16 protein-coding genes, 5 tRNA genes and 1 pseudogene are annotated in these 17,024 nt (G+C 36.3%); 20 read left to right on the top strand and 2 right to left on the bottom strand.

The genetic code is table 11. From position 1 onward, the window contains the following. The 10 genes and pseudogenes from MLC52_RS01465 to MLC52_RS01510 all read left to right on the top strand — a co-directional run bounded on the left by MLC52_RS01465 (position 1) and on the right by MLC52_RS01510 (position 11,705). Positions 1-879, top strand: a complete 879-nt coding sequence (locus MLC52_RS01465; protein WP_434580961.1) for a GDP-mannose 4,6-dehydratase — start codon at positions 1-3, stop codon at positions 877-879. Next, positions 869-1,987, top strand: a complete 1,119-nt coding sequence (locus MLC52_RS01470; protein WP_434580963.1) for a glycosyltransferase family 4 protein — start codon at positions 869-871, stop codon at positions 1,985-1,987. The genes MLC52_RS01465 and MLC52_RS01470 overlap by 11 nt, the downstream gene beginning before the upstream one ends. Continuing rightward, positions 1,984-3,078, top strand: a complete 1,095-nt coding sequence (locus MLC52_RS01475) for a glycosyltransferase (RefSeq protein WP_434580964.1) — start codon at positions 1,984-1,986, stop codon at positions 3,076-3,078. The genes MLC52_RS01470 and MLC52_RS01475 overlap by 4 nt, the downstream gene beginning before the upstream one ends. Then, positions 3,075-4,331 carry an exopolysaccharide biosynthesis polyprenyl glycosylphosphotransferase gene (locus MLC52_RS01480; RefSeq protein ID WP_434580966.1) on the top strand — a complete coding sequence of 419 codons (1,257 nt, stop codon included), beginning with the start codon at positions 3,075-3,077 and terminating at the stop codon, positions 4,329-4,331. Before MLC52_RS01475 ends, MLC52_RS01480 begins: the two co-directional genes overlap by 4 nt. After that, on the top strand, positions 4,328-5,545 hold the full coding sequence (locus MLC52_RS01485) for an O-antigen ligase family protein (protein ID WP_434580968.1): 1,218 nt from the start codon (positions 4,328-4,330) through the stop codon (positions 5,543-5,545). The genes MLC52_RS01480 and MLC52_RS01485 overlap by 4 nt, the downstream gene beginning before the upstream one ends. A gap of 70 nt (positions 5,546-5,615) precedes the next feature. Beyond that, entirely contained in the window at positions 5,616-9,302 is a 3,687-nt protein-coding gene (locus MLC52_RS01490; protein WP_434580970.1) for a PQQ-binding-like beta-propeller repeat protein, read from the top strand. A gap of 49 nt (positions 9,303-9,351) precedes the next feature. Beyond that, a complete protein-coding gene (locus MLC52_RS01495) occupies positions 9,352-9,672 on the top strand; it encodes a thioredoxin family protein (protein WP_434580972.1) in 321 nt (106 codons plus the stop codon). A 91-nt stretch (positions 9,673-9,763) separates the two neighbouring features. Further along, positions 9,764-10,273 (top strand): PAS domain-containing protein, encoded by a 510-nt coding sequence (locus MLC52_RS01500; protein ID WP_434580973.1) that lies wholly within the window; start codon positions 9,764-9,766, stop codon positions 10,271-10,273. Positions 10,274-10,520: 247 nt separating this feature from the next. After that, positions 10,521-11,237, top strand: a pseudogene (locus MLC52_RS01505) (methyl-accepting chemotaxis protein); the annotation flags it as partial. Between the two features lie 81 nt (positions 11,238-11,318). Beyond that, positions 11,319-11,705, top strand: a complete 387-nt coding sequence (locus tag MLC52_RS01510) for a CZB domain-containing protein (RefSeq protein ID WP_434581615.1) — start codon at positions 11,319-11,321, stop codon at positions 11,703-11,705. Here the strand turns inward: MLC52_RS01510 and MLC52_RS01515 are convergent. After that, on the bottom strand, positions 11,695-12,444 hold the full coding sequence (locus MLC52_RS01515) for a TrmH family RNA methyltransferase (protein WP_434580975.1): 750 nt from the start codon (positions 12,442-12,444) through the stop codon (positions 11,695-11,697). The two genes, MLC52_RS01510 and MLC52_RS01515, sit on opposite strands and share 11 nt — an antisense overlap. A 12-nt stretch (positions 12,445-12,456) precedes the next feature. Continuing rightward, positions 12,457-13,185, bottom strand: coding sequence for a YaaA family protein (locus tag MLC52_RS01520; RefSeq protein WP_434580977.1), 729 nt, complete (start codon positions 13,183-13,185; stop codon positions 12,457-12,459). Positions 13,186-13,271: 86 nt separating this feature from the next. Here MLC52_RS01520 and MLC52_RS01525 point away from each other — a divergent pair, with 86 nt between their 5' ends. From MLC52_RS01525 to nusG, 10 genes are all read left to right on the top strand, one after another. After that, positions 13,272-14,054 carry an MBL fold metallo-hydrolase gene (locus MLC52_RS01525; RefSeq protein WP_434580979.1) on the top strand — a complete coding sequence of 261 codons (783 nt, stop codon included), beginning with the start codon at positions 13,272-13,274 and terminating at the stop codon, positions 14,052-14,054. A 55-nt stretch (positions 14,055-14,109) separates the two neighbouring features. After that, a tRNA-Thr gene (locus tag MLC52_RS01530) sits at positions 14,110-14,186 on the top strand. A 60-nt stretch (positions 14,187-14,246) separates the two neighbouring features. Beyond that, a tRNA-Tyr gene (locus MLC52_RS01535) sits at positions 14,247-14,331 on the top strand. 7 nt (positions 14,332-14,338) lie between these two features. Then, positions 14,339-14,414 (top strand) — tRNA-Gly (locus tag MLC52_RS01540). A gap of 153 nt (positions 14,415-14,567) precedes the next feature. Then, positions 14,568-14,642 (top strand) — tRNA-Thr (locus MLC52_RS01545). Between the two features lie 90 nt (positions 14,643-14,732). After that, positions 14,733-15,932 (top strand): elongation factor Tu, encoded by a 1,200-nt coding sequence (tuf, locus tag MLC52_RS01550; protein WP_151901157.1) that lies wholly within the window; start codon positions 14,733-14,735, stop codon positions 15,930-15,932. A 45-nt stretch (positions 15,933-15,977) separates the two neighbouring features. Next, a complete protein-coding gene (gene rpmG, locus MLC52_RS01555; protein WP_151901156.1) occupies positions 15,978-16,130 on the top strand; it encodes a 50S ribosomal protein L33 in 153 nt (50 codons plus the stop codon). Positions 16,131-16,149: 19 nt separating this feature from the next. Further along, positions 16,150-16,225 (top strand) — tRNA-Trp (locus tag MLC52_RS01560). 71 nt (positions 16,226-16,296) lie between these two features. Continuing rightward, positions 16,297-16,476 carry a preprotein translocase subunit SecE gene (secE, locus tag MLC52_RS01565; RefSeq protein WP_226067579.1) on the top strand — a complete coding sequence of 60 codons (180 nt, stop codon included), beginning with the start codon at positions 16,297-16,299 and terminating at the stop codon, positions 16,474-16,476. A gap of 10 nt (positions 16,477-16,486) precedes the next feature. Further along, positions 16,487-17,014 carry a transcription termination/antitermination protein NusG gene (gene nusG, locus MLC52_RS01570; protein ID WP_418640972.1) on the top strand — a complete coding sequence of 176 codons (528 nt, stop codon included), beginning with the start codon at positions 16,487-16,489 and terminating at the stop codon, positions 17,012-17,014. The last annotated feature ends 10 nt before the right edge of the window (positions 17,015-17,024 follow it).

Raw genomic sequence — 17,024 nt, forward strand, 5'->3', positions numbered from 1 at the left:
ATGAAAAAAGTTTTAATTACAGCTATAGACAGTTTTACAGGAAAGCATCTTTCGGCATATCTTGAAAATGCCGGATATGATGTATACGGAACTTCATTCATAGAACATGGAGCTAAAAAATATCAATGTGATATTACAAAAAAAGAAGCTCTTTCTGCTGTACTTAAAACAGTGACACCTGATTTTCTAATTCATTTAGCCGGGATTTCCTTTGTTGGCTCCAAGAACAGTACACAATTTTATGAAGTAAACACTATAGCAACGATCAATATACTTGATACCTTGCTTGATTTAAATATTCATCCAAAAAAAATAATTTTAGCAAGCAGTGCTACGGTTTACGGCAATCAAGGACTAAGCGTACTTGACGAGTCATTATGCCCAAAACCGGCAAATCATTACGGGGCAAGCAAATATGCTATGGAGACCTTGGCACAAAACTATTTTGACAAACTTCCCATACTCATCAGCAGACCTTTTAATTATACCGGAACGGGTCAGGCAGAAAACTTTTTAATACCAAAAATAGTCAAAGCCTTCAAGGAAAAAAAAGAAGTTTTAGAGCTTGGAAATTTACATGTAAGCCGTGAATTTAATGATATTGGCTTTGTATGTGAAGCCTATACAAGAATGCTTACATGTAAAGAGAGCGGCGAAATACTCAATATAGCATCAGGCAGGGGCATACAGCTTTTGGATGCGGTAGCAATGATGAATGAGATTGCCGGCTATAAAATTAAAATTAAAATAAATCCTGCATTCGTAAGAAAAAATGAAATTGAATCTTTAACAGGTTCAGCAGAAAAACTTTTTTCTTTTATTGGTACCTTAAAGCAACAAGAATTTAAATATACCTTGCGAGATATGTTTGAAGCCTAAAATATTAGTAGATGCTGTAGCATTGCTTTCTCCTTTGACCGGTATAGGAAGATATACATACGAAATTTCAAAATATTTGCAAAACTCTGCACAAGTAAATACTTTTTTTTATTATGGATATGTTTCCAAAAATATTTTAGAAGATCAAAATAGAAAATCATTACAGCTGAAAAGTATTAAAAAACTTATTTCCACAAATGCATCTTTAAAAAAAATAACAAGAAAATTGCTGAAAATATACAGTTTATTAAACCTTTCAAGTTATGATCTGTACTGGCAGCCAGGTTTTATACCAAATGAAAGTATCAAAGCAAAAAAAATTGTGACAACCGTACATGATTTTTCTTTCCTGTTGCATAAAGATTTTCATCCCAAAGAACGAATTGAATATTTTGAAAATAATTTTTTTAAAAATATTGTTTTGAGTGATATTATTATTACAGGGTCATACTATTCCAAAAATGAAATACTGCAAAGACTTGATTTTGATGAAGACAAGATAAAGGTCATATATCATGGGGTAAACCATAATATATTTAAAGTGAAAAAAGAGCTATCTCTGCCTTTTGAGCTGCCTGAGAAATTTATACTCAGCGTTGGCAGCATAGAGCCCAGAAAAAATCTTAAGGGACTTTTGCAGGCATATGATACTTTGGACGAAACAATAAAAAAAGACTATAAGCTTGTTCTTGTTGGATTCAAAGGGTGGAAAAATAAAGAGTTAATGCAAATTATGAATAAAAATAATATTATTTATCTTGGTTTTATCAGTGATGATGAATTGGCAAAAGTATATAATTTGGCTTCGCTTTTTGTTTTTGGCTCATTTTATGAAGGTTTTGGATTACCTCCCCTGGAAGCATTGGCATGTGGAACACCTGTAATAAGCTCAAATGCCAGTTCGATGCCTGAAATATGCGGTGATGCAGTATTGTATTTTGATCCGCATAATATAGTTGAAATGAGAAAAAAGATAGAAATTTTGTTGTATGACGAATCTTTACAAAAAAAACTTATTGACAAAGGTCTCCAAAGAGTGAAACAGTTCACTTGGGAAAAATCAGCCAAAGAACATTTGGCAATTTTTGAAGAGGCAATAAAGCAGTGAAAACAGCGATAGTTCATGACTGGCTGGTAACAGATGCCGGAGCAGAAAAGGTTTTGCAGGCTGTTTTGGAGATATATCCTGATGCCGATATTTTTAGTTTGGTGGATTTTTTAAGTGATGAAGACAGAAAAAATGTTTTAAACGACAAATATGCACAAACTTCTTTTATACAAAAACTGCCCTTTGCAAAAAAATATTTTCGGAACTATCTGCTACTTTTTCCGTCTGCAATTGAAAGTTTTGATTTGCAAAAATATGATCTTGTCATTAGTAGCTCCTGGGCTGTGGCCAAAGGGGTAAAAACCACAAAAAACCAGATACATATTTCTTATTGTTATACACCTATTCGCTATGCCTGGGATCTGTATGACGAATATACGAAAAATTTAAAACCGGTAAAAAAAATATTTGTGAAACTGACGCTCAGATACATCCGTAAATGGGATATTAAAACACTGTATCGTGTCAATCATTTTATAGCAGATTCAAAATTTGTCCAAGAACGGATACAACGAATATACAAAAGAAAAAGCAGCGTTATTTATCCGCCAGTAGATACAGGCATGTTTACTTTGTGTGAGCACAAAGAGGAGTATTACCTCACTGCTTCACGGCTTGTGCCTTACAAAAAAACGAAATTGATCGTCGAAGCATTTAATGAAATGCCCGATAAAAGACTCATCGTCATCGGAGATGGGGAAGAGTACGAAAATATCAAAAAGATTGCAAAAACAAATATAGATGTATTGGGCTATCAAGAAAAAGATGTTATGATTGACGCTATGCAAAAGGCAAAAGCATTTGTTTATGCTGCAGTAGAAGACTTTGGTATAGTCCCCATAGAGGCTATGGCATGCGGTACACCTGTTATTGCTCTAAACAAAGGCGGAACGGCAGAAACCGTACAAGACGGCTTTAGCGGTGTTCTTTTTGAGCAGCAGACAACAAAAGACATTATAGAAGCAGTTCAAAAGTTTGAAAAAAGCAGTTTTGATGCTGTACAAATATCGCAAAGTGTCCTCTCTTTCTCTCTTAAGCGGTTTCAAAAAGAGATGCAGGCATTTATACAAAAGGCAATGAGCAAAACATGAAATATTATTTTGTAAATATTTTACTTGCAGTCCTGGACCTTCTCACTTTAAGTGCAATTTTTTATGCACTCCCTTTAAAAACACCTGTAATTTTAATTATTATGCTCCTTTTTTATTATGAAAAAATATATACCCTGCATTATGATTTTTGGCAGGAAACAAAAAAAATATTAAAAGCGCTGCTGCTCTCTTATTTTATTATTTTGTCTTTTTTAACACTCTCAAATACAACGCTCCAAAATCAAGAATATCTCATCAGTATCTATTTTTTGCTGGCAGCACTTCTTTTACCCGCAGAAAAACGAATAGCCAAACAAATCATATACTCTTTTGCCTTTTTCAGACAAAATGTTTTACTCATTGGAGATGCACAAGACGTGGAAATTTTCAAAAAAGAGTTGCAGGACAACTGGTATTTGGGTTTGCAATACAATGATAAAACCTATAGCAGCGTCATTATTTCCTCACAAAATATGAAACTTGAAGATGCTGACAATTTGGTTTCTCACTATTTGTCAACAAATGCAAGCGTACATATAGTACCGTATTTGAGAAACATTAACTTTTCCAATGCAAATATCATGGAATACTCCAACATACGTTACAATACAATTCAAATAGAGAACAAACTCCTTATACAAAGAAATATTGTTGTAAAAAGTCTCTTTGATTATACTCTCAGTCTTTTGGTGCTGCCTTTTTTTCTGCTGATTCATGCCTTTATTGCCCTGCTTGTAAAACTTGACTCTAAAGGTGCCGTCTTTTTTAAACAAAAACGGCTTGCAAAAGACGGTCAAACGTTTATATGCTACAAATACAGAACAATGTATGAAGATTCAGACCGCTTGCTCCAAAAATATTTGCAAGAGCACCCTCAAGAAGTACAATACTATAAAAAATATCATAAATATAAGAATGACCCGAGAATTACAAAAATCGGCAGATTTTTACGCGCAAGCTCCCTTGATGAACTTGCACAAATCATCAATGTCCTCAAAGGTGATATGAGCTTTATAGGGCCTCGTCCGTATATGCTCAATGAAGAAGCGGCACTTGGCAAAACAAAAGAGTTTATACTCAAAGTCAAACCCGGTATTACAGGTTTGTGGCAGGTAAGCGGTCGAAACAACTTAACATTTACACAAAGAAATAAACTTGATATTTGGTATATAAAAAATTGGTCTTTATGGGCTGACTTTGTTATATTGATAAAAACACTCAAGGTTGTTCTCTCTAAAGTCGGGGCAAAATGAAACTGCTGCAAAATACAGACTATTCAAAGTACATCACGTATTTGCTGATTGCATATGCATTTAGTTTTCCGCTTTCAAAAGCGGCAACAAATATATTGGAAGTGTTGATACTTGTGTTATGGGTACTCGAAGCACATTGGAAAGAGAAATTTCTGCTCTACAAAAACAATATTTTCACCTTCTCAATAGCACTGCTCATAGGCTTTAGCCTTATATCGATCTTATGGCACGGCAATCTTGAAGTCTCTTTGCGATATATTTTTAAGTACAGACATTTTTTCCTTATTTTTGTATTTTACTCTTCTTTTGACAGGCGCTTCACAAACCATATTATCGGTGCTTTTATCCTTGCTATGTTTATCAGTGAACTTTTTTCCTATGCCATATTTTTTGAGCTTATCCATTACAAAGACAGACTGCCGTCCGACCCTTCACCGTTTATGTTTCACACAACATACAGTACGGTACTCGCCTTTACGGTCTCTATACTTTTAATAAAACTTTTAATTGAAAAAAACAGTAAATACAAAATTTTTTATGCCCTCTTTTTCATTACCGCAACGACAAATCTCTTTATCAACGGAGGCAGAACAGGACAAATTATTTTTATCATATTGATTTTTATCACGTTCTTTAGCTATGTCAAGCATAAATTCAAAGCTGCACTCTTTTCTGTGGCAATACTCTTTATAACTTTTTTTCTGGCCTTTAGTTTTAGTACAAATTTTCAAAACAGGAGCAAACAGCTCTATAATGATTTTGACAATATGATTACAAAGGATGAGTATTCACAAAGCGGTGCCATTAAAGTGGCATTAACAACTTTGGGTTTTTATACCTACAAAGATCATCCCTTGCTTGGAACAGGACTCTCTTACAGGATGAAAGATATTGAACAGTATGCAGACAAACATGGGTTTGACGGAAAGTTCTTAAAAACTTTTTCTGATTATCATAACAGTTTTGTCACAATTAGCGTGCAGTTAGGCATTATCGGTGTACTCATTTCAATCCTCATTGTTTACTCGCTGCTGACTTTTAAAATAGACAACAAAGAGTATAAAACAATGAGTATTTTATTTGCTGTTTCTTTTTTACTCTTTTCCTTAACACAAAATACTTTGCACACAATGAATCCGATGGTTTTTTTCACACTCTTTGGCGGTTTGTTCAATGCTTTATCCAGACATAAAACTGGGATTATTTTTCACTAAGTCTAATTTTCATCATTATTTTATATTTAAAGTTCTATACTATGAAAGAGGCTTAAAGAAGGAGAACATTATGAGAGCATTAAGCATAAAATATTTGATTTGGTTTTTGGTTGTAACAACAGCACTTTTTGCAACAGACGGAGCGAAAAAGTGGGAAGTATATATAGGAAATGAAAGTGAAATAACACCATCCATAGCAGTTGACGGTACAATATATACAGGAGATACAAAAAATGGAGATTTGTATGCGATCAATCCTGACGGAACGAAAAAATGGAAATTAAATGTAGGAAAGGATCTTTACTCTGCACCATCTATCAGTGAAAACGGTACTATTTATATAGGTACAGAAGACAATAAATTATATGCTGTAAATCCCGATGGAACGAAAAAATGGGAATTTAACACGCAGAGTTATGTATACTCCTCTCCTACTGTTGCAAAAGACGGAACTGTTTATGTAGTTGACGGTGCTTATAACTTATATGCTATAGATGCAAACGGAATCCAAAAATGGGTATTTAACGCAGGAGATGACATTTCCCGTTCAAAACCTGCAATAGATGGAAACGGCAATATTTATATAGGCTGCTGGGATGGAAAACTGTATGCTATAAATCCCGATGGAACGAAGAAATGGGAATTTGATTCAGGTGATGTGATTTATTCATCTCCGGCGATAGGTGAAGACGGTACCATATACTTTGGCTCAAACAATCAAAAATTTTATGCCATAAATTCTGACGGAACGAAAAAATGGGAAACTGCATTTGATGCGGCATTTATATATTCATCACCTGTTATAGGGAATGATGCAATCATATATGCAGTATCTGCAGACTATAATCTTCATGCTATCAATCCGGATGGAACGAAAAAATGGGACTATGATCTTGGTAACTGGATCGACGCTTCTCCCGTAGTAGGCAATGACGGAGTTGTCTATATCGGTTCGACCGATGGAAATTTATATGCCATAGATTCTAACGGAACAAAGAGATGGCAGTTTGATTCAAATAATGCAATTTATACTACACCTGCAATAACGGAAGATGGGATTTTATACACAGTTTCAACCGATGGCAATCTTTATGCGATACAAACAAGTTCTTTAGGACTTGCCAACTCATCTTGGCCACGATATGGACATGACAATAGAAATACGGGAAATATCAATCTGACAGGAAAAAACATAAGATTTGAAGAAAAAATAGCGGGGCTTTATGCCGCATTCTTTAACCGTGCTCCTGATAAAAATGGTTTAGAATACTGGAAAAACGTAGCAAATACCGTAAAGGCACAAGGCAAAGATGTATTTAATGTCCTTAAAGATATCTCACAGGGGTTTTCAACACATCCGGTTTTTACGTCTACATATGGAGGCTTAAGCAATCGAGATTTTGTGCAAGCTATATATATAAATGTATTGGGAAAAGAAGGAGATTCTAAAGGTATAGATTATTGGACTTCATTGTTGGACGGTACAAATGCTATTCCTGTAAGCAGATCTGATATGGTGGCAAATTTTGTCAATGCATCTTTGACGCTTATATTAACACCCCAAAATTTTCCAACTCTTTCGGCAGATGATTTAGCTACTGCAAAACGAAGACAAGACCTTATTTCGAATAAAGTCAATATTGCAATCTTTTTTGTAAAAAACCTGGAAGAAAAAACAAATGTAACAGATGTTTTAAACCCTGAAAATGATCCTGCATATTTGGCATCTATAGCAATATTATCAGGTATAACAGAAGATATTACTACTGTACAAAATGCTGAAGATTTTATAAAAAATATTAAAGCAGAAACTAATCCTATTGAAAAAATCATTTTAGAATGGCATCCAGACAGCAATACGACTATCAGCAAGAAAAAAACACTTTATCCAGGGCACACAACGGGGAGTTGGAGTAATCAAGGTGCATTTGCAGCTTTAAAAGAGGATGGAACAGTTGTGACCTGGGGAGATGCTTACTCTGGCGGAGACAGTTCTTCCGTGGCTGAAAAACTGATAAATGTTAAGGACATATTTTCAAATATGGCTGCATTTGCAGCTTTAAAAGAGGATGGAACAGTTGTGACCTGGGGAGATGCTTACTCTGGCGGTGATAGTACAGCAGTAGCACAGAAACTGACAAATGTTAAAGATATATATTCGACAAGTGTTGCATTTGCAGCTTTAAAAGAGGATGGAACAGTTGTGACCTGGGGAGGAGACAGCTCCGGTGGAGACAGTGCTATTGTAGCAAATGAATTGACAAATATACAAACAATATATTCGACGGAAGCCGCTTTTTGTGCTTTAAAAAATGACGGCAGTGTAATTACTTGGGGAAATGCAGATTTTGGGGGTGACAGTTCATCGGTAGCAAATGAATTAACAGGTGTAAAAGCTGTGTCCTCAACATATGCATCTTTTGCAGCCTTAAGAGAGGATGGTAATGTTAGCGTATGGGGCAACAGTATGAGTGGAGGCGACAACTCATTGGTAGCAAATAATTTAACAAATGTGACAACTATATATGCGACGGATGCAGCTTTTGCCGCTTTAAAAGAGGATGGAACGGTTGTTACATGGGGAAACAGTGGACATGGAGGAGACAGTTCCTCTGTTTCCGGGCAATTAACAGATATAAAAACAATTTATGCAACATATGCAGCTTTCGCTGCTTTGAAAAATGACGGCAGTGTGGTTAGTTGGGGTTATGCAAATATGGGTGGTGACAATTCTTCTGTAGCAAATCAGCTAACACATATAAAAGCCATATATCCTAATGGATCCGCTTTTGCCGCTTTAAAAGATGATGGAACAGTTGTTACATGGGGAGATGCAAATTGGGGAGGTGACAGTTCCTCTGTGGAAAATAATTTAACAGGTGTAAAAGCGATCTATTCTGATCAAGTAGCTTTTGCCGCTTTAAAAGGTGATGGAACAGTTGTTACATGGGGAGATGCGAATTGGGGAGGTGACAGTTCTTCTGTAGTAACTGAATTAAAAGATATTAAGCAGATATATTCAAATTATTCGGCTTTTAGCGCTTTAAAAAGTGATGGAAGTGTCGTAAGTTGGGGAAATAATGATTCAGGAGGGGACAACTCATCAGTTGCAGACAAACTTATAAATGTAAAAGCAGTCTATCCGTCTTTTGTGAATGCAGAGGATAGTAACAGTAGTAACACGATAATTCTAAATGGTTTGTTGTATAATACTGTAAAATCATCAGTCACAGGTAAAATATGGCTTGATAGAAATCTTGGAGCGTTAGAAGCGTGTACTGCTATTGATGATGCAGCTTGTTATGGCGATTATTATCAATGGGGCAGAGAAGCAGACGGACATGAAAAAAAAGACAGCTTGACTACTACAATACTCTCCAATGGATTGACTCCCAGTAGCTCAAAATTTATTACAGGTTCTTATGACTGGACAAAATCAGATGTGAACGGTACTCAAAGAAGTGAAAATTGGAATCCCTGTCCAGTAGGGTATAGAGTACCTACTGCTGATGAGTTTGCAGCAGAAAATTTTATAAATGCGCAAGATGCTTTCGATAAATTAAAAATGACAAATAGCGGTTTTCGCACAGATGGAAACGGAGAGGTTGTAAGTATAGGCGAACATGGATATTATTGGACTGTTTCGTTGGATGAAAACGCACATGTCAAACAGTTGGATTTGTATCTCAATTACAGTTCAATTTCTCCTACTGTTCGCAGAGCAGAAGGTGATCATATTCGTTGCATTCAGCAATAAATTTTATATCTGATTATCAAGAGTAGAAAATTAACAAACAGGATAGTTTTTGAATACAATAGAAAATATACAACAGACAATACAAGAAAATCCGGCAGTGATGCTCTACTTTTCTGCGCCTGCATGTAACGTATGCCATGCGCTCAAACCAAAACTGCTTGAAGCGGTAGATAGAAATTTCAAAGAATTTACCATTGTAATGGTTGATATTTCAGTTGAGCAGGAAATAGCGGCACATTTTAGTGTTTTTGCTATTCCTACGATACTCGTTTTTTTAGACGGCAGGGAATTTTTGCGAAAATCCCGTCATATGAGTGTGGATGAGGTTATTCGGGAGATACGCCGTCCTTATGAAATTATGATCTCTTAATATCCCTTTGTAATATTATATAAAATAATACAATGTTTGTAAGCTTCTTGTAACCTTTTTAACATATAATTATCTTTTGAAAGGATAAGCAGTGAATAAAATTGTTCCGAGAAATAACGAAATAACACTCGCAGAAGATGAGTTTATAGTTTCTAAAACTGATACAAAAGGAAAAATTCTTTACGGGAATAAAATTTTTATAAAGATTTCCGGTTATAAAGAAAAAGAGTTGCTTGGCCAGCCCCACTCAATACTGAGACATCCTGATATGCCTAAGATTATCTTTAAACTGCTTTGGGAGAGACTCAAAGCGAAAAAAGAGATATTTGCCTATGTGAAAAATCTCTCCAAAGACGGTTCCTATTACTGGGTATTGGCAAATGTCACAGTCACTATGGGAAAAAACGGAGATGTTATTGATTACCATTCTGTAAGGCGTAAACCCTCTGCCAGGGCAACGGCGGTCATTCCGGAGCTTTATGCACAGTTGCTGCAGGAAGAAAAAAGGTCAGGAATGGCTGGCTCCGAACAAATGCTTGACGCACTACTCCATGAAAAAAGGACAGGGTATGATGATTTTATCTTCCATTTACAGCACTAAGCAAACACTTTCTCTCTATATGCTTTTAGGTGCCATATTGATTTACACATTGGTTACAGGACAGTATATATTTGCAGGAGCAGTATTTGCCGGACTTATCTCAACATTGCTTTTATCGCTCGCATCAGGTGATATCTGCGATAAAATCTTCCAGGATGAGTTGGTTCGACAGATCAGAGATGTGCTTCTCAAGGCTGGCAAAGGAGAGCTTTCTTATAGAATTACAAACATACCCGATACCCATATAATGCAGGGAGTTGCATGGGGAATCAATGATTTGCTTGATCAGACAGAACAGTATATCCGTGATGTGATTGCTTCGATTGAAAATGCAAATGCGGGATATAACAACAGAATAATCTATGAAAACGGATACAGAGGAGAATTTCTTGCATCCATTCCTGCGCTCAACCATGCCATTACGTCTATAGGAGTATCTCACAAAGCTGCACAAAAAACAAACCTTGGAGAAGTTTTTGATGTCAACAGTAATGGGGGTGTGACACGTGGACTGAATATTATTCAAGAAGATATATCTGATAATCTGGACATATTGCAAAGAATTGCACACAGTACACAAGAGACGGCAGAGGAAGCAACAGAGTCCAAAGTTGTGGTGAATAATATTACAAACAGGCTGGAAGAACTTATCACACTTATTACAAATTCAGATGAAGTCATTCGTGCTTTGAATGAGCAGACAGGTGAAATCAATACTATTGTTGATTTGATTAAAGATATTGCAGACCAGACAAATCTGCTGGCACTCAATGCTGCTATTGAAGCAGCGCGTGCCGGAGAGCACGGGCGAGGGTTTGCTGTAGTAGCCGATGAGGTAAGAAAACTGGCAGAAAGAACACAAAAAGCAACCCAGGAAATCTCTATTACAACCAATACACTCAAGCAGGAAGCGGATGATATCCAAAACAACTCTATGCAGATTACTGATCTTGCAATGCGTTCCCAAGAAGATGTTTCAAAATTTAACAATACACTCAACAGCTTTGCAAACAAAGCAAATGAATCAGCATATGAAGCTGTATTTATGTATGACTCACTCTATACCAGTCTGGCAAAAGTAGACCATATTATACTCAAGCACAAAGCCTACAAGGCGCTTTTAGATGAAAATGAAGCAATGGCAAAAGAGTTTGTTGATCACAATAAATGCAGAATGGGACAGTGGTACAATACCGATGCAAAACAGAAGTTTGGACATACAAAAGCCTATAAAGAGCTGGGAAATGTTCATAAGAGAGTCCATGATAAAATATTTGAAGTAATGCGCTGTGTGCCTGAACATACCTGTATTACGAAAGAAAACCAGGATAATGTTATAAGCGGATTTAAAGATATGGAAGAAGCGAGTTTTAAGATGTTTGATCTCTTTAGAGCAATGGTAAGAGAAGGTAACCCCAAGGTTACGCTTTAAAGGCAATCAGTGATGCCGTAACGGCAACATTGAGTGATTCTACACCTCTGTTCATGGGAATAGAGACAGAATTATTGCAGAGTTTTTCCACTGCATCACTGACGCCTTCGTTTTCATTCCCCAAAACATAGACGGTTTTTTTATCTTCTCTGATATCGTTGAGAGCAGTTTTTGCATGGGAGGAGAGCGAATAGATTTTTGCTTCTTGAAGTTGCGGCAATATCTCTTCAAGTGTATTACAAAAGTAGACAGGCAGTTTAAAAAGCGTGCCGGCACTTGCTTTGACAACAAGAGGAGAAATTTTTGCCGAGTTCTTCTTTGGCAGAATGATACCGTCAATATTTCCTGCAGCACACGAACGTATAATCATTCCTAAATTTTGCGGATTTTGTATACCGTCAAGTGCAATGAGTCTGTATTGCTGCAGTTCTTTTATTTTGTTTACATGTAAATATGTTTTAGAAACTATATCAATGGCTACTCCCTGATCCTGTTTCGCATTTTTGCTTATGCGTGAAAGAGCGGCTTTGTTATGTTTCACTGTTTCGATATTACGCTCTTTTGCAAGTAAAAGAATCTTTTTTATTGCTCCGTCAGGTTTGTTTGAATCTGCCAGATGCAGTTTGTGAATTTCAATAGAACTGTCTTGGAGTATTTCTACAACGACATTTCTTCCGTACAAGGTAATGATTTTTTCAAAAAAAGCTTTTTTTTCTTTATACTCTTGAGAGTCTTTCATATTGTGTTTCTCCTATTCTATTATATTGTATACAATTTCTTTTTTTAGTTTTTGCTCTGTAATCTCGTGAACCTGTAAATTTTCTATCTCAAGTTTCATAAAATCATTGAGAGAGTTTACACCGGCTTTTGCAATTTCACGCAAAACAATTCCCCGATAGGCTTTTGCCCAGTGTGAAACTGTTTTTCCGTTTTTTAAAAATTTCAGTGTTGTATGCGGTTGCGTGAGTTTGTAAAATTTATTATAATAGCCTGCCCGTAAATCTAAAATATTATTGCCTCCAAGATATAAATCAAGCTGGTAGGAAAAACGTTCTTTGTAAAATTTATCCGGTGCAATATCACCGATACTGTTTCCCTGTTTGACTTTATAGTTTGCAATTACATCACCACCGAGTACAGGACCGTAAAGATTTGAAAATATAAGAGTATTGTTTTTGAGATGCTCTTGCGCACTTTCATTGAGTTCAGCATATTTCAGGTAGTCATAGGCTACACCCTGATAGCGTTCTATCGCACACATCAAAGCAGAATTGTATATGTCGTTTATGTATGGCCGGCATTCACTGAATTTTTTAAAACCAAAAAGTTCTTTTATTTTTTCTTCATTAGCACTTAATACTATACTATTATAAGCGTCCAAAATTTCTTTCCTTGCATTTAATGCACCAAAAAGGTCTTTTTTCTTTTCGTTTCCGCCGCTCTTTTTCCCTTCTGATGGAGAAAATAATATTTTTAACATTATTTATATACCTTTGTAAAAACTGTTAATGCAATTATATCTACATAAATGCTATAATATTTCCAAAACAGCAAAAAGTGTATAAAATGTATGAAAACAGCATAAAAATTTTAGGTGCCTATGGAACTAAAGCCAAAGGTTTTGGAACAACATCCTTTATGTTGGATGCCGCAACTGTGATTGATGCCGGAAATCTTTTAAATGCTTTGGCCGAGAACTCTTTACATGTAGAGTATATTTATTTAACACATTCTCACCTTGATCATATAGCGGATATAGCTTATATTGTAGACAACTATTTTTTACAAAGAAGAAAAACTTTGCATATCATAGGCTTGCCCCAAACAATACAGGCATTAAAAAAACATTTTTTTAATGACATAATATGGCCGGATTTTTCCAAAATTCCTTTGGAAGGCTCAGAAGAAATGAGCATCAGATACAGAGATATACATTGTAACGAGAGATATACACTCAATAAAAAAACAACTATTATGCCAATTGAAACGGACCATACGGTTCCGAGTTGCGGCTATATTTATAAAGTAAACAATAAAGGAGTACTTATAACGGCAGATACACTCTCTCTTGAAAATATTATAAACAGACTGAACAATGACAGAGAAATAAAGTCGCTTGTTATTGAATGCTCTTTTCCATCAAGTATGGAAAAACTAGCAAGAGTAAGCAAACACCTGACACCAAAACTGCTTTTTAAAGCATTGCAGAAATTACAAAGAGATGATATAAGACTCTATATTAACCATATCAAACCGTCATATTTAAAAGAGATTACTGAAGAAATAGAAGAATTTGGGAGAAATTTTAGGCCAATTCTACTAAAAGACGGTGATTTTATAAATTTCTGAGAAAAACCCTTGACATTGAATTTGTTTTGCACTATAATTCTGGCTCAAATTCGATGCCGACATAGCTCAGTTGGCTAGAGCAGCTGATTTGTAATCAGCAGGCCCGGGGTTCAAATCCTCGTGTCGGCACCATTGAATTTTGAATATTAGAAACAGTGTTAGACCAGAAAAACATTTTATAAATGTACACGTGGTGGGATAGTCAAGTGGCCAACGACGGCAGACTGTAAATCTGCTCCCTATGGGTTCAGAGGTTCGACTCCTCTTCCCACCACCACTCATATGCGGGTGTAACTCAGTGGCTAGAGTTCCTGCCTTCCAAGCAGGCTGTCGAGGGTTCGAATCCCTTCACCCGCTCCATCTGAGATTCTGGAAGCTGAAGTATAATTTCTATCTTACTTCATACAATCTGTATATTTGTAAAATATATATTTATATAGAATATTCTAATCACAAAAAAACTAATATCAAAATAAAAGAATTATTCAATTATTGCTTAATATAATCTCGTTTGCTCTCGTGGCTCAGGGGTAGAGCACTTCCTTGGTAAGGAAGAGGTCGGCGGTTCAAATCCGCTCGTGAGCTCCATTTAAGTAAAATTATGTTTTAATTAAGCAATAATTGAATGATTTTTGGGTATAATTCCATTTCAATTCAAAATTAAAGTCGGAGAACATTATGGCAAAAGAAAAGTTTGAACGTAACAAACCCCATGTTAACATCGGTACAATTGGTCACGTTGACCACGGTAAAACAACATTAACAGCAGCTATCACTGCAGTACTTGCAGTTAAAAATGATGCAAAATTTATGGATTATGATGCAATCGATAATGCACCTGAAGAAAGAGAGCGTGGTATTACTATCGCTACTTCACACGTAGAGTATGAAACAGACAACCGTCACTATGCGCACGTTGACTGTCCTGGTCACGCGGATTATGTTAAAAACATGATTACAGGTGCTGCACAAATGGACGGTGCTATTCTTGTTGTTTCTGCAGCGGATGGCCCAATGCCACAAACTCGTGAGCATATCCTTCTTTCAAAACAAGTTGGTGTTCCGTACATCGTTGTTTTCATGAACAAAGAAGATATGGTTGATGATGAAGAGTTGTTAGAGTTGGTTGAAATGGAAATTCGTGAACTGCTTGATATGTATGAATTCCCGGGTGATGACACTCCAATCACTGCAGGTTCAGCATTAAAAGCTCTTGAAGAAGCAAAAGCAGGTACTTTGGGTGAATGGTCTGAGAAGATTGTTGAGCTTATGAAAACTGTTGATGAATACATTCCTGAACCAGAACGTGAAACTGACAAAGATTTCTTAATGCCTGTTGAAGATGTTTTCTCAATCTCTGGTCGTGGTACAGTTGTTACTGGACGTATCGAGCGTGGTGTTATTAAAGTTGGTGAAGAAGTAGAAATCGTTGGTATCCGTGATACACAAAAAACTACTGTAACCGGTGTTGAAATGTTCCGTAAAGAAATGGAGCAAGGTGAAGCTGGTGACAACTGTGGTATTCTTGTTCGTGGTATTGCGAAAGATGAAGTTGAGCGTGGTCAAGTACTTTGTAAGCCGGGTACAATTACACCTCACACTAAATTTACTGCAGAAATCTATGTTCTTAGTAAAGATGAGGGTGGTCGTCATACTCCATTCTTCAATGGTTACCGTCCACAGTTCTATGTACGTACTACAGACGTTACTGGAGCAATCACTTTACCAGAAGGTACTGAGATGGTTATGCCAGGTGATAACGTAAGTATTACTGCTGAGTTAATTCACCCAATTGCAATGGAAAAAGGTACTAAGTTCGCTATCCGTGAGGGTGGACGTACAGTTGGTGCCGGTGTTGTTGCAGAGATTCTTGCATAATTAGCCTTTGGCTAATATGCAAAATCCTTTAAAAGGTTCCTTAATATGAGAGAAGCAATACACTTGGGTTGTGAGAAATGTACAAGACGTAATTATCACACAACAAAAAACAAAAAGACTCACACAGAGAAATTTTCAGTACGTAAATACTGTAAATGGTGTAAAGAGCACACAATTCACAAAGAGATGAAACTGTAATAACAGTTTCTCTCCTTTTAGGCGTATAGCTCCAATGGTAGAGCACCGGATTCCAAATCCGGGTGTTGGGAGTTCGAGTCTCTCTACGCCTGCCACACATTTATTATAAGTAGAGCAGATCTGCTTTATTTATAACAAATGACATTTCAATATATGGAAAAGATAGATGAATTTAAGTAAAGTAATAAGTAACGCAAGACTGGAACTGAGCAAAGTTATCTTTCCTACCAAAAGTCAGGTAAAACAGGCATATATAGCAGTTGTTATTGTAGTTTCTGCAATAGCAGCATTTCTTGCATTGGTTGATTTGCTTATGTCATCTATTATGTCTGCAATTTTAGGTTAAGGAGTAAAAAATGGCACATCAATGGTACTCTATACAGACCTATGGCAGTGACAGAACAGTGAGAGATGCAATCTTTAATATGATAGAAGAACATGGTCTGCAGGACCATATTACCGATGTAATAGTTCCTACAGAGGATGTTATTGAAGTAAAAGACGGAAAGAAGAAGGTGAGTGAGAGATCTTTGTATTCCGGTTATGTGTTCGCCCGCATAGATTTAAATACAGAAATTCAGCATATGATTCAGTCAATACCGAAAGTATCAGGTTTTATCGGGGAGGGAAACACGCCTACACCTTTGAGCGAACATGATATTAATGTTATTTTGGATCGTGTGAACAATCGTGCCGCACCAAAACCAAAAGTATTTTTTGATAATGGTGAAACGGTACGTATTATTGACGGACCTTTTGCCAACTTTACGGGAACAGTTGATGAGTATGACCTTGAACACGGCACTCTTAAGCTGAATGTTTCAATCTTTGGCAGAGCTACTCCTGTAGATATTTCTTACACACAGGTAGAAAAAATAATCTAATCAAGAACCC

The sequence above is a fragment of the Sulfurimonas sp. NW15 genome (genome assembly GCF_051132285.1).
Taxonomy (GTDB): domain Bacteria; phylum Campylobacterota; class Campylobacteria; order Campylobacterales; family Sulfurimonadaceae; genus Sulfurimonas; species Sulfurimonas hydrogeniphila.

Bases quoted from the DNA above. Each gene is read 5' to 3' on its own strand.
- MLC52_RS01465 (WP_434580961.1), top strand. From the start codon at position 1: ATGAAAAAAGTTTTAATTACAGCTATAGACAGTTTTACAGGAAAGCAT.
- MLC52_RS01480 (WP_434580966.1), top strand. From the start codon at position 3,075: ATGAAATATTATTTTGTAAATATTTTACTTGCAGTCCTGGACCTTCTC.
- MLC52_RS01485 (WP_434580968.1), top strand. From the start codon at position 4,328: ATGAAACTGCTGCAAAATACAGACTATTCAAAGTACATCACGTATTTG.
- MLC52_RS01490 (WP_434580970.1), top strand. From the start codon at position 5,616: ATGAGAGCATTAAGCATAAAATATTTGATTTGGTTTTTGGTTGTAACA.
- MLC52_RS01510 (WP_434581615.1), top strand. From the start codon at position 11,319: ATGTATGACTCACTCTATACCAGTCTGGCAAAAGTAGACCATATTATA.
- MLC52_RS01515 (WP_434580975.1), bottom strand. From the start codon at position 12,444: ATGAAAGACTCTCAAGAGTATAAAGAAAAAAAAGCTTTTTTTGAAAAA.
- MLC52_RS01520 (WP_434580977.1), bottom strand. From the start codon at position 13,185: ATGTTAAAAATATTATTTTCTCCATCAGAAGGGAAAAAGAGCGGCGGA.
- MLC52_RS01525 (WP_434580979.1), top strand. From the start codon at position 13,272: ATGTATGAAAACAGCATAAAAATTTTAGGTGCCTATGGAACTAAAGCC.
- tuf (WP_151901157.1), top strand. From the start codon at position 14,733: ATGGCAAAAGAAAAGTTTGAACGTAACAAACCCCATGTTAACATCGGT.
- rpmG (WP_151901156.1), top strand. From the start codon at position 15,978: ATGAGAGAAGCAATACACTTGGGTTGTGAGAAATGTACAAGACGTAAT.
- secE (WP_226067579.1), top strand. From the start codon at position 16,297: ATGAATTTAAGTAAAGTAATAAGTAACGCAAGACTGGAACTGAGCAAA.
- nusG (WP_418640972.1), top strand. From the start codon at position 16,487: ATGGCACATCAATGGTACTCTATACAGACCTATGGCAGTGACAGAACA.